General features: G+C 38.9%; 11 protein-coding genes and 1 other RNA gene. 1 reads left to right on the top strand and 11 read right to left on the bottom strand.

Annotation, left to right across the window (positions count from 1 at the left end; all coding sequences use genetic code 11):
- Positions 1 to 572 precede the first annotated feature (572 nt).
- Positions 573 to 1,304, top strand: coding sequence for a hypothetical protein (locus CFS04_RS08580; protein ID WP_088810250.1), 732 nt, complete (start codon positions 573 to 575; stop codon positions 1,302 to 1,304).
- Positions 1,305 to 1,495: 191 nt separating this feature from the next.
- Here the strand turns inward: CFS04_RS08580 and ssrA are convergent.
- From ssrA to secG, 11 genes are all read right to left on the bottom strand, one after another.
- Positions 1,496 to 1,861: a transfer-messenger RNA gene (gene ssrA, locus CFS04_RS08575) on the bottom strand.
- A 70-nt stretch (positions 1,862 to 1,931) separates the two neighbouring features.
- Positions 1,932 to 4,640 carry a sigma 54-interacting transcriptional regulator gene (locus tag CFS04_RS08570; RefSeq protein WP_088810248.1) on the bottom strand — a complete coding sequence of 903 codons (2,709 nt, stop codon included), beginning with the start codon at positions 4,638 to 4,640 and terminating at the stop codon, positions 1,932 to 1,934.
- 179 nt (positions 4,641 to 4,819) lie between these two features.
- Complete coding sequence (locus tag CFS04_RS08565) at positions 4,820 to 5,788, bottom strand: SIS domain-containing protein (protein WP_088810246.1); 969 nt, start codon at positions 5,786 to 5,788, stop codon at positions 4,820 to 4,822.
- Between the two features lie 17 nt (positions 5,789 to 5,805).
- Positions 5,806 to 6,627, bottom strand: coding sequence for a PTS system mannose/fructose/sorbose family transporter subunit IID (locus tag CFS04_RS08560; RefSeq protein ID WP_088810245.1), 822 nt, complete (start codon positions 6,625 to 6,627; stop codon positions 5,806 to 5,808).
- Between the two features lie 17 nt (positions 6,628 to 6,644).
- Positions 6,645 to 7,397 (bottom strand): PTS sugar transporter subunit IIC, encoded by a 753-nt coding sequence (locus CFS04_RS08555; protein ID WP_088810243.1) that lies wholly within the window; start codon positions 7,395 to 7,397, stop codon positions 6,645 to 6,647.
- Between the two features lie 21 nt (positions 7,398 to 7,418).
- Positions 7,419 to 7,889 (bottom strand): PTS sugar transporter subunit IIB, encoded by a 471-nt coding sequence (locus tag CFS04_RS08550; protein WP_088810241.1) that lies wholly within the window; start codon positions 7,887 to 7,889, stop codon positions 7,419 to 7,421.
- Positions 7,882 to 8,301 carry a PTS sugar transporter subunit IIA gene (locus CFS04_RS08545; RefSeq protein ID WP_088810239.1) on the bottom strand — a complete coding sequence of 140 codons (420 nt, stop codon included), beginning with the start codon at positions 8,299 to 8,301 and terminating at the stop codon, positions 7,882 to 7,884. Before CFS04_RS08545 ends, CFS04_RS08550 begins: the two co-directional genes overlap by 8 nt.
- 217 nt (positions 8,302 to 8,518) lie before the next feature.
- Positions 8,519 to 8,986, bottom strand: a complete 468-nt coding sequence (gene smpB / locus CFS04_RS08540) for an SsrA-binding protein SmpB (RefSeq protein ID WP_088810238.1) — start codon at positions 8,984 to 8,986, stop codon at positions 8,519 to 8,521.
- Between the two features lie 15 nt (positions 8,987 to 9,001).
- Positions 9,002 to 11,371 carry a ribonuclease R gene (gene rnr / locus CFS04_RS08535; RefSeq protein ID WP_088810237.1) on the bottom strand — a complete coding sequence of 790 codons (2,370 nt, stop codon included), beginning with the start codon at positions 11,369 to 11,371 and terminating at the stop codon, positions 9,002 to 9,004.
- A 20-nt stretch (positions 11,372 to 11,391) separates the two neighbouring features.
- Positions 11,392 to 12,138 (bottom strand): carboxylesterase, encoded by a 747-nt coding sequence (locus CFS04_RS08530; protein WP_088810235.1) that lies wholly within the window; start codon positions 12,136 to 12,138, stop codon positions 11,392 to 11,394.
- 487 nt (positions 12,139 to 12,625) lie between these two features.
- On the bottom strand, positions 12,626 to 12,859 hold the full coding sequence (gene secG, locus CFS04_RS08525) for a preprotein translocase subunit SecG (RefSeq protein ID WP_088810233.1): 234 nt from the start codon (positions 12,857 to 12,859) through the stop codon (positions 12,626 to 12,628).
- Positions 12,860 to 12,933: the final 74 nt, after the last annotated feature.

The following is a 12,933-nucleotide window of genomic DNA, read 5'->3' as shown; positions in this document are numbered from 1 at the left end:
AAGCACCCTCATCATTATCGTTATAGTCATTTCCGAACTCGATGAACGAAAAAGCAAGAAGAAATAACGGATTATCACGCTATCACTGGAAAAGCGATTGGGCCCCTTTACCCAATCGCTTTTTGTTTAAAAAATGAGAACCTGCACCAGATACTCATTTTTTATCTTTTTCTTTAAATATACACAATTATGCGCTATTTTTAAAAAATTAGTATGTTTTACACCATAATTCAACTAAAAACTGGGAGGATAAAATGATTATTTTTGAATGGATAATTGAATTCTTCATTTGGCTTATTGTTGATATAATTGGAGAATTTTTTCAAGAGCTTTTCCAGCGTAGTTCGAAACGGAAACGCAGAAAAACAAAGAAAAGGAAGTATAGGAATTAGCCTTCTTGGCAAACGATAGTCCTTTTTATTATCAATTGGCACACATAATTTTATATTGTATAATATAAGTATATATATATTTTCCGATTAATTATCGATTTTCATTCAAAAAGAGCTGAAGCATTTTGCTTTTTAAATAAAGAAGACTTAAATTTTATTACAAAAGGGGAGAAAGCTACTTTGAAAAAACCGATACATAAAAGATGGTGGTTTTGGGCACTTATTATTGTTTTAGGGCTGGGATTAATTGGGAGCTGCTCTAATGATGACACTGTTGCGAAGGAAGATTACCAAAAGCTCGAAGCGAAGATTAAAGCACAAGATAAAAAGATTGACGCTCTTAATGATGACTTATCTGCTGCAGAAGACCAATTAAGTTCGGTTGAGTCCGAAAAAGAAGAAATTCAAGAGAAACTTAGTGTATATGAAAAAGAGGAAATCGAAAAAGCAGAAAATGAGGCAAATAAATTGCTTGATTCTGCTGAAAAATCACTAAATACTGCAGACTTAGATAAGGCAAAGAAATTTATTGATAACAATGAATTTTTAACTGTCTCAAAGTTTTCAGATCGTATTGATGCTGTTCAACTAAAAATCGAGCAAAAAGCGGAAGCTGCCAAGAAAAAAGCAGATGAAGCTAAAAAACGAGCAGAGGAAAATCCAACTGTTCCAAAAAAAGAAACAAATCAAACCGATGATAACAATCAAGCACCGAATACCCAACCAAAGCAAGCGGCACCAACTCCTAAAGCCTCTGAAACAGTAGCAACTGTTTTTGTCGCACCACAATCAGGAAAGAAGTTTCATTACGATTCATCATGCCGCGGTCTAAATAGTGCTAACTCTGTAGTTTCAATGAGTAAAAGTGAAGCTATCGCGAGTGGCTACTCACTTTGTGGCTGGGAAGACTAGTCAATAAACAATTTCAGCTCTAATTTCGCATCAATAAATTTTTATTGGTGTTTTTTTATGCGATTGAATAACATTTGAGATAATAGTGGCAGAAGTTTTCAAAAAGCAGATCTTTACCCTTTTGTTCAAAAATAAAAAGTGTTGTAAATGGCTTCAAAAATCCATTTACAACACTTTTCATCAATTTCTTCTTATGGAGCTGGCGGGAGTCGAACCCGCGTCCAGAAATATCGGCACTCGAACTTCTACGCGTGTAGTCTCGATATTAGAATTTCGCTTGAATATCGGCCTCGAAACCGGCTTCCTTTCAGCTAGCTTGATTAATCTCTTTTTAAAGACTACAAACGGAAGCCTTTAAACGTATCCCACTTAGAGTAAGACCCTGACCGTAGCACATGGGCGATGCACGGAGGATCAGCTTAAGCTACTATTACGCAGCGAAAGCTAGGTTTTGTTTTTCTTTGCCAGTTATTATTGGCTTTTGCGTTGTTAACGAGGACGACCCCTCGACGCGCCATCCGAGCTCGAACTATCCCTGTCGAATCCGTAACAGCCCCAGTTTAAAATCACTAACATTAGTATACAGAAATGTCTTTCTAAACACAAGCTTTTTAAGGGGCTGTTCTCTTAAATCGTGTTCACAATATCAGCTATCAAACGGATTTCTAACAGCGGGATTTCAATATGATATTCTTTTTCTAAATTGGATATTGCCAGACCAATCACCTGTATCATTTTTTCGTTTTTTTCTAAAAAAGCCTCAATATCCGTTTGTTCATCTACTTTTTCTTTTCGCAAAATCCGTTCAATCATGCAGCACATATGCACATACAGCAAAAATTTCTTGTTATTATCAAGTATTATGTCGAGTTTGGCTTCCATGAATTCAACAGACCGCTCAACGTTTTGTAGTACCTTTTCGGCATCCAGAACAGTCATATTTTGAATGATTTTTTTAAGTGAGAAATTAAAAATTAAATCTTTTCGAAGTTCTTCTTCATCTAACTCAAAATGTTGTTTTAGTAGACGGATAAACTCCGTAATATGCGTACCACTAATTAATTTATTAAGGCCAATATAAGGAACAGACAAAATTCCAGGATTTTCAGTGCCTACAATAGCTAAAACGTCGTACAACTGAAACGGAAGCTCTTCTTTCTTATTTTGACTCAATTTTTTATAATCATATGGGATAATTTCTAGCTTCGAAGGTGTATTCTGTAAACTCTTTTGCAAAATCTCCTGAATTTGTATGGCGCTTCCCATTCCAGTGTAGCAGCATGTAAGAATCGCTTTTTTCTTTTTCACACTTGGAAAAAGCAGTTCGCGATTCAGTTTTTTTTGATGAATCGACTCTCCCACTTTATCAATCGGTTTGCCTGCAATTAAATCTTGTCCTACTTCAAGCGCAATAGGCGTCGACACATAATCCATTAACAAAATAGGTCCTCTGCTTTTGTTTTCTAGTCGTTTAGCAAGTTCACTTAACGACCCCATATCAACAAGTAAAATTAAACCATTTGTTGTTGAAATTTCAGTATTCAGATATTCTAAAAGTCTGGTCTCGATATCTGTAATCGTTGTATCAATTGGCATATCAATGGCTTGAAAGATATTTTTTTGTAAAATACGGTTGACAATATTTGCCATGCTACTCGCTGTTGAGTATCCATGTGCTAAGATGACAGCCCTCATATTTGAAGACAAACTTTGAATATGTGTTCCGTGAAAATAAAACGAAATAAAAACAATATCTTCGGTTAAAATTTTTTGGTCCATTCGCTCGCCAAGCAAGGTTAGTACTTGTTTTGCCAGCCAAAATGCCTCATTCAAGTTTTCTTGCAAAAACTGTAAGATTCGGTTCCTTTGACTATTCCAAAGTGGATGATTAGCTAGAAAAGCTCTAGATTCCTTGTGATAAAGTAAATACGCCATAGATAATATTTTATTTCCATCTTGTTCAAAACGATAATTTTCTTCCATATATTTAAAAATAGAACGCAAATGATAGGTTAAGCTCGAAAAAGAAGCTTGATCCGTGTCGAGATTACTTTCAAAATAGAGTTTATCTAGTAGCAAATTTACATTTTTAGTCATCTCCACGATATAAAAATCAGTTTCCTTATCAAATTGTAGAACGAAATCTTCATATACCATCTGAATGCTTTTTAAAAGGCGATCAGCTTTAGGATAGGAAAATGGTTTTGTGTAATCGTAAATTTGTTTTTCGATATTTTTACGCGGAAAAGTGGTTTGGAAGTTGGTCTGTGCATCTGCTGGTAAGACTTGTATATTGACTTGTATGACTTCCGAACGTTCAAGCTTTGTATAACCATTGCCTGCTGCATATTTAATGATATTCCGAAGACGCCCCACATTCCCCTCAAACTGACTGGAAAGTAAATAACCCATGACTTGACTCGAAACTTCTATTGTGTGTTTTAAAATCTTACTTTCTTCCATAAAAAAATGATGAATCAAGTGTAACTTCTCTTGCCAAGTACGTTCGCCAAAACCCGGAATATTCACAATAACAGGTAAACGCCGCACAAATGTAGGCAGGAAGGTCGAGTGAATAGTTTCAGTTGTTGCGAAAATCAAGCGCACAGTCGCTTTTTTTTCAACATTACTACTTCCGATTGGTGAATAGAGGCCTTGGTCCATAAATGTAAATAATTTTTCCTGCCCCTCTTCTGTTAGCCGGTGAACTTCGTCTAAAAATAAGACTCCTTCATTTGCATGTGCAAGCAGACCTTCTTTATCATGATCTGCTCCTGTAAAGGCCCCTTCTACATGACCAAATAACAAACTAGACAGCAGTTCAGGATTATGGTAGTACTGCGCGCAATTAAGCGAAACAAACGGTGCTTTCTTAGGAAGTAAACCTTCTTCTAGACAATATTCGTATATCTGTCTAGCTAAAAAAGTTTTCCCTGAACCACTAGGACCTGCTAACATAATTGGAAGCCCATTATTTGGATAAAGAGAAGCTGTTTTAATTTGCTCAATTTGTTCTTTTAAGCTGGCGTTCGCCCCAATAATTTTGGCCAGTGCATCTTTTTTCTCCGGATTGAGTAGTTCTTCTACAGAATCAAAAATGATTTGGGTAGGCGTAAAAAAATGATTGCTGAAACTCATCTTATCCACAAACAAAACAGGACGTTCTCTAATTTTTAATACTACCCCTTCCTTCACTCCCTCATTTAAATAGCGACTTACTGTACTACGACTAAATCCTGTGCTTTCAGAAATAGCACTCGCCGTAAATAAATGGCTATTTTCTTTTGATAACTTCGCTGTTAAGGAAGCAAGGTATTCTAATAAATTCGCTGTCATCACAAACCACCTCGTTAAAAATCACTCGTTATTCTCCTTCTAGCTTAGCAGTTTTTCATTATTTTGAAAGTGTAGAAAAAACCATTAACCTGCACAAAATGAGTCTAACACGCAAAAACATTACTCATCATTGATTGAAGCCAAGCCCATATTTTCGAGACATGGACTTGGCTATTTTATTAATATTCTAATTTCCACATATATCTTCTTTTTGTTAGCGGGTGATTTCGCTTTTCAGCTAATTTTTCAGCATAGACACGCATGACTGCTGTTAATAGCATTGGATTTACATAATCAATGACTTCACCAGCTGCAATGTTTCCTAGACCAAAATCGCGTGAATCGAGTACAGTTGTTTTAGCATCAAAACGATTTAAAAATGTTAGTGCCCTAGAATCCATTGTCCTTGTTTTCCCATCATTCATAAAGAGAACGAATGGCACATCTTTATCAACGATTTCAAATGGTCCATGGAAAAATTCACCATCATGGAAAGTGCCTGAATGAATCCATTGCATTTCCATCATTAAACAAATAGAAGTTGCATAAGCCACTTCATGCGTTGCCCCACTAGACATAAAATAAATGACTTTTTCATCTTTGTAATTCTCAGCAAAAATATTCGCTTGCGGTTCTAAGCTTTTCACAGCTTCTTCGGTGAATGCTGGTAATTGGCTTATGCTATCCGTCAGGGCATCATAATGTGCATATCCTTCCGTTTGATGCAAAATTTCTAAAGCTAATTCTAGAGCATATGTCATTTTCTCTTGTTTGGCTGCATAGTTTGCTTCAAATCCGTGAACAATAACATATTCGGCATCTTTTGTAATGGCTGAATTTTCTATATGTGTAAGTGAAATAACATGCGCCCCTTGCTTACGCGCTCTTGTTGTAGCTTCCACCGTTTCTGGCGTTGCTCCACCAAGCGATGCAGTGATTACGATAGCTGTTTCATTACAAGCTTTTGGTGTCGCAAAGTTAAATTCATTTGCAGTATACAAACTTACACGCAGGTTTTCAGTATTTTCTTCCAAAAAATATTTAGCGGGGTAAAGGTCTGCTTTAGACGCTCCACACCCTACAAATATAACACTTTTAACCTCTGTTGCTTTTTTTAAAATATTTTTAATGATTGTTTGACTATTCATTATTCATTCCTCCATTTTTATTGAAATATTCCAAGCACGCTGAGAATGATACCCCCAGCAATAGAAATCAAGAGAATCCATCCTGTTTTGACCTTCTTTTGTAGTAACCAGTACATAAAGAAGGTTAAACCGAGCGGAATAATTCCTGGCACAATATTGTCTAAAACTTCTTGTAAATTAAACGCTTTTCCAAATGTAATTGGTGTTGTAATTCCAATCATACTGGCAACCATAGAACCGATAACCATCAGCCCTACTACTGTTGAAATATACATCACCTTGTCCATCAAGCCTTCGTTGTACAGCTTGGATAAATATTTGTTTCCTGCCGTGTAACCGATTTTCCCACCATAATATGTCACTAAAAAAGCAGGTATAAACGAAATTAAAATAGCTAAAATTGGACCTAAAATATTTCCTTGCTGAGCCAATGTAATTCCGATCCCGAAAGCAAGCACGCGGATTGTTCCCTGAAAGAAAGAATCTCCAATACCTGAAAGTGGACCCATCAAACTCGTTTTCACAGCAGTAATGGTTTCTGGATCAAAACTATCACGGTCTTGGTAATATTGTTCTTCCATCGAAGAGGCAAGCCCCATCACAAAAGAAGAGGTTTGCGGTGTACAATTAAAGAAAATCATATGGCGTCTGTAAGCTTCTTTTTTCAGATCTATTTCTTCTGGTTTATCATAAATCGCATCCAAAATTGGTGCCATACCAAACATGAAGCCCATATTCATCTGCCGTTCATAATTCCAAGAAGTTTGAATCATCCAGGAGCGCCAAAAAAATTGCCAATATTTTTTCTGGTTCGTAAGTTCCTCTTTTGTAGCAGTCATAAAATTCCCTCCCTAGCTTATAAAGTATCGACTTTCTTCTCTTTTTTAAATTTGATATCGGCAAATACAAAGGCAATTAAGCAAGCAAAAATGGCAACACCTGTTAAACTTAAACCTGAATACGCTGTTATGAAAAAGCCCGCAAGTAGAAATGGCAGCATCTTTTTCGTGAGCATCGTCGTAAGAAGTAATGCAAAACCATAAGCAGGCAATATTTTACTTGCTAGTGTTAAGCCATCTGTTAACCAAGTTGGAATACTATCTACAATCATCTTCACTAAATCGGTTCCAAAATAAATGGCCAAAAAAATCGGCACGAAATACATCAGAGAATAAAGCACGGTCCCCCATAAAATATGGATTCGCTTCGCCTTATTAAATTCTCCTGCTTCAATATGTTTATCTGCCGTATGACTGAATTGTGAAAGTAACGTTCGTAAAAAGATACCTAGCATTTGCCCAAGCACAGCAATTGGTATTGCAATTGTTAATGCGGTCTGTGCGTCTGTATTTGATAGAACGGCAAACGCAGTAGCAATGACAGAACCAAGCGTCATATCTGGCGGAGCTGCTGCCCCTACATTTACTAATCCAAGCGAGATTAATTCTAAGGCCGCTCCAATCATAAGCCCTTTTGTCATATCTCCCAAAACAATGCCTGTCAGTGTGCTCATCACGAGTGGCCTTTCTAAATTCAATCGCCCAAGTAATCTTGAATCGAGAATCCCAATGACGCCGACAAGCCCTAAAAGAATGGATTTAAGTAACATCTCAAACTCTCCCTTCTGCGGTTATAATTTAGGGTTTAATTCTTCCAATTTCGAAGTCGGTACTTGTTGCATATAAAGTCGTATCCCTGCATCCGCCATTTCTTTACTCTCAGTAACCTCTTCTTCTGTTAGATAAATTGCGTTACTAAATGCTTTCGAACCCTCTTTATTCGCAATTCCACCATAATTAATTTCTTGTATTTTCGGATACCCTTTAGAAAACGCTAACGCATCTTTTGTCCCGCCGAAAATAAGCATAATCTGGTCCTCTAAAGCCTCAATTTGCTCAACTTTTTGAAGTGCTTCTGCTACTGAAAAAATATTTAAAGTAATATCTGGCGGTTTAGAAAGATTCAAAGACATTTTTTTAAAATCGTCTTTTGCTGTCGCATTATCAATTACAATAATTCGCGTAATATTCATTGCTTTACTCCATGAAAAGATCACTTGTCCATGTAATAAACGATGATCAATCCTTGAAAACTTAATCAAATCCTTCGCCTCCTTTCCGAGTAGCTTTTAATAATGCCTGACAGTCAACAATGGCCGCTTTACTTGCCGCGACTACTTCCGCCATTTCTAGTTTAGAAAAAGCGTTTGGATATGTAGCGAGTTCGATAATTAATGGTAAATTCATCCCAGCAAGCAAGTGAATATTCGGAAATGTTTGCATAAGTTTTAACATTTCATTATTTACGCTTCCACCTAAAATGTCGGTAACAATGATGATACTTTTTTGCTGATATTCTGCATGAACTTTTTCTCTGATTTTCTCTTCAAACGGTTCATCATCTGAGTAAGCTGCAAACGCAATAACCTCATTCTTTTCGCCAATAATCATATCAAGTGTATCTTTCATTCCAAGCGCAAGTTTGCCATGGCTGACTAAAATAATTCTATTCATAACTAACCTCCCTTCTTTTTTTACAGTTGCAATAATCGTGCCAAACAATTGTTACAGCTCACAAACGGCTCTACCACATGCTTTATCCCTTTCAAATAACACAACTTCGCGCTGGATAAATTGTGTTATTTCATTTTCCCCACAAAAAAAAGCTTGGATTATTAACTAATCCAAGCCTACGTCCTTCTTTATTCACAAAATTCATACATCACATTCATTACATTTTTTGGCGCTCTTTAAACGCCCTTTCAATATCTCGTTTGGCCTCTTTTCGTTTTAAATCTTCGCGCTTATCGTACTTTTTCTTCCCTTTAGCGACGCCAATTAAAACTTTCGCGTAGCCATCTTTCAAGTACATTTTAAGCGGGACTATCGAATATCCGGCTTCCTTCGTTTCCCCAATTAGACGACTGATTTGCTTTTTATGCAGCAAAAGCTTTCGCGTTCTAAGCGGGTCGTGGTTATAACGATTTCCTTGTTCATAAGGACTAATATGCATGTTGTGTAAAAAAACTTCACCTTTATCCACGCGCGCATAAGCGTCCTTCAAATTCACGCGAGCACCTCGCACAGACTTGATTTCCGTACCTTGGAGGACAATACCCGCTTCAAAAGTTTCTTCGATTGCAAAATCGTGACGCGCCTTTTTGTTTTGCGCGATAAGCTTTCCTTCACCTTTTGGCATCTTTATCCTCCTTCCTTAACGGCGTTTTTTCTTCTTACTATTTTTAGGCTGGCCTTTTTTGGCCACACTCTCATAGAATGCTTTTTTCTTTTTCTTCTTCGGTTTCGTATACCAATCGCCGTCAGATTGCTTCTCCTCTTTATTCGAATGAGGCTTACGCCGCTTCTGATTACGATTTCCTTTTTCTTTAAAAGCGCGGGTTTTATTTACCGGTTTTTGTTTTTGGAATTTCGCTTTGCCACCCTCTTTGCCCTCACTAATTAATGTGAAGTCAATTTCGCGTGCGTCAACGTCGACTTTTGTTACTTCTACTTCGACCTCGTCCCCGATTCGGTAAACTAGCCCAGTACGCTCGCCAATCATGGCTAAAATGTTTTGGTGGAACTGGTAATAATCACCTTTCATCGCACTCACATGGACTAAGCCTTCAATCGTGTTTTCCAGTTCAACAAATAAGCCAAAATTCGTAACCGAACTAATGATGCCGATAAATTTCTCGCCAACTTTGTCGACCATAAACTCTGTTTTCTTAAGCTCGTCTGTTTCACGTTCGGCTTCAATTGCGCGGCGCTCCATTTTAGAAGAATGATCCGCAATTTCAGGTAGCTCTTCTGCACGTTTTGCGAGCGTTTCTTCTGATACGTCACCATTTATGAAGTACTGCCGAATTAGGCGGTGGACCATTAAATCCGGGTAACGGCGAATGGGCGATGTGAAGTGCGTATAAAAATCGGTAGCAAGACCGAAGTGGCCTGCTGAAACCGTATCGTATTTCGCTTGCTGCATCGAGCGTAGCATCACCGTTGAAATGACCATTTCTTCTGGTTTGCCTTTCACCTCATCCAAAACTTGTTGCAATGCTGCTGGATGGACTTGGTTGGAGGTGCCTTTCACGACCAAGCCGAAATTCGTAATGAACTCAAAGAAACGCGCCAGCTTATCCTCTTTTGGATCTTCGTGGATACGATAAATGAACGGCACGTCCATCCAGTGGAAATGTTCCGCAACAGTTTCGTTTGCCGCCAACATAAATTCCTCAATCAGGCGTTCACCTGCCGACCTTTCTCGCAAGACAACCTTCTCTGGGTGCCCCTTTTCGTCCACAAAAACCCGCGCTTCTTTTGCATCAAAGTCAATGGCTCCTCGTGCTTCTCGCTTTTCGTGGAGATGTTTCGAGAGCGCAAACATGTCTTCTAGCATCGGTACAATATGCGCGTATTTTTCGCGCAGCTCGGCATCTTCGTCCACTAAAATCGCATTCACGTCCGTGTACGTCATCCGCTCCGTCGTTTTGATGATACTTTCAAAAATCTCATGGCTGACCACGTGCCCAGTTTCATCGATTTCCATTTCACAGCTCATCGTAAACCGGTCCACTTTCGGGTTTAAAGAACAAATCCCGTTTGATAGGCGGTGGGGCAACATCGGAATCACACGGTCTACTAAGTAAACACTCGTGGCCCTAAGAGCCGCTTCCTTATCAAGTTCAGAACCTTCCTTCACATAATGTGTGACGTCTGCAATATGCACGCCAAGTTTAAAGTTCCCATTTTCAAGTTTTGAAACAGTAACCGCGTCATCTAAATCCTTCGCATCGGCTCCGTCAATTGTGATGATGACTTCATCGCGTAAGTCGCGCCGCGAACCAATTTCATCAGGATTCACAACATCGTCTGCCGCATTCGCTTCTTTCATGACCGCGTCTGAAAAAGTCATTTCAATTCCATGTTTATGAATAATCGATAAAATATCAACGCCTGGATCGTTTTTATGCCCAATAATCATTTTCACAACACCACGCGCCCGGTTATGCGAATGTGCGTACTGCGTGAGCTCGACAATGACTTTATGTCCGTCAACCGGTTTTAAGCCATCCGCCAAGTCAACATGCACTTCACCAAATACACGTTTATCGTCCGGAATAACAATTCCGTCGCCAACTAAATCCTCCATGTATGTACCAACTAATTGCGTTGTTTTTCGCTCCACAATTTTACTGATGGTACCTTCGGCCAAGTTGTCGCCTTTTCGTTTCGTAATGTTCGCGAGCACTAAGTCGCCATTCATTGCGTCATTGACTTCTGTCGGGGGGATAAAAATATCGTCCAAGTCTTTCTCTTCTGGTAAAACGAAACCAAATCCGCGTTCGTGCGCCCGGAAAGTCCCCTTAATATAATCCATCTTTTCAGGTAGCGCATACCGATTTTTTTTCGTCCGAATAATGTCCCCTTTATCTTCCAAGCGAACGAGCGCTTTCACCATTTCTTTAAATGCATCTGCGTCAGCTAAGCCTGTTGCCGCTTCTAAATCATCTAATGAAAAAGTTTGATCCTTTTGTGCGCGCAAAACGTCTAATATGTGCGCCTCCATTTGATGTTCTTCCATCATTCATCCCTCCTTACTATTTATTCTTGCCAATCTAAACGGTCTAAAAAGTTTAAAATATCGTTTTGTAACTCTTTTCGTTCCTTATCTATCGTAATGACGTGACCAGAATTTTCATACCACTTAAGCGATTTATCCGCAGATTCGACTGTATCATAAATCCACTGGGCACCGTCCACGTCCACCATATCATCAAGTTTGCCTTGGACAACGAAAATCGGTGCATAAATCATATCGATTTCACTCGCCACCGCATTAATTTCGTCTTTCAATTTGGCAATTTGACTCATCGATGCCCCTTCGTAATGCACCATTTCCGCATCAATTTCTTCTGGAGTCTTGCCCTCAAGCCGCTTATAATTCCGTACATAATCCATATACCCCGAAATAATCGGCGATGAACTATCCATTTTCGTCGGCGCACTCATCGAAACAATCCCTTTCACAGGTTTTGAAAATCCGAGTTTTAAAGAAAATAATGCGCCTAGTGACAGCCCAGCAACCGCAATTTCCTTGTAGCCTAGTTCCTCTAAATGCGCATAAGCATCTAATACATCTTGCCACCAATCACTTGGTTCCGTCTGAAGCAACAAATCCGGCGACACGCCGTGCCCTTTATATTGCGGCGCATAACACGTATAATGATGGTCTTGCAAAAACCGCCCCAACATTCGCACATCCGCCGAACTTCCCGTAAACCCATGAAGTAACAAAACCGCTCTTTTCCCTGTTTCAAATAAAAAAGGTTTTGGTGGTGTAAATTTCATTTTAAAACGCTCCTCACGCAACTTTTGATTCTACTCTAGTGTACGTGAAATTACGGTTTCAAGCAATTAAAAAATTTTGTGAGGAGACTTGAAATGTATGGGATATGTATTCACAATATGAAGGGGGAAGTCGCTAAAAAAGGAAGCGCGCTATACTAGACAGTTGCTGATATGTTGTATGAACCCAAACAAAAACCACCCACGGTTGTAGGTGGTTTCAGACTGATGACAAACGGCAATCTTCGGAGTTTTTGCCTCCGTTCCACTCCGCTTCGCCTAACTTCTCACATGGTCGGGCAAACTACGCCCTTCCTGTTTTCAGTCATCACGTACTCGAGTACGCTCCGGTGCGGTACTCGGCAATGCGTAAGAATCTCACCATTTGTCATCAGTCTGATTGTGCGTGGTACGTTTTGTTTGGCTTAAGTTTAGAGTTTTTCTACAAGCTGAAACCACCTACGGTTGTAGGTGGTTTATCATCATCGGCTTAATTAATGAAAAAGCCTAATGCAATGAGTATTGCAAAGAAAATGATGGATAATACGATTGTTGCGCGGTGCAAATATAATTCAAGGCCACGTGCTTTTTGTTTGCCGAATAATTGCTCTGCTCCACCAGAAATGGCGCCTGAAAGGCCATTGCTTTTACCTGGTTGAAGAATAATTACGATAACGAGCAGTATAGACACAACAACTAGCGTAGCTGTTAAAAATGTACTCATTCTTTTTCCTCCTAAAAACCGTCCATTTTGACTAAAGATAATCTTACCATAATACGGCGCGCCGTACAATAGAT

It is taken from the genome of Listeria sp. ILCC796, assembly GCF_900186175.1.
Taxonomy (GTDB): Bacteria; Bacillota; Bacilli; order Lactobacillales; family Listeriaceae; genus Listeria; species Listeria goaensis.
Note: the sequence above shows the minus strand (reverse complement) of the source record. Positions and strands in the feature narration are given on the sequence as shown.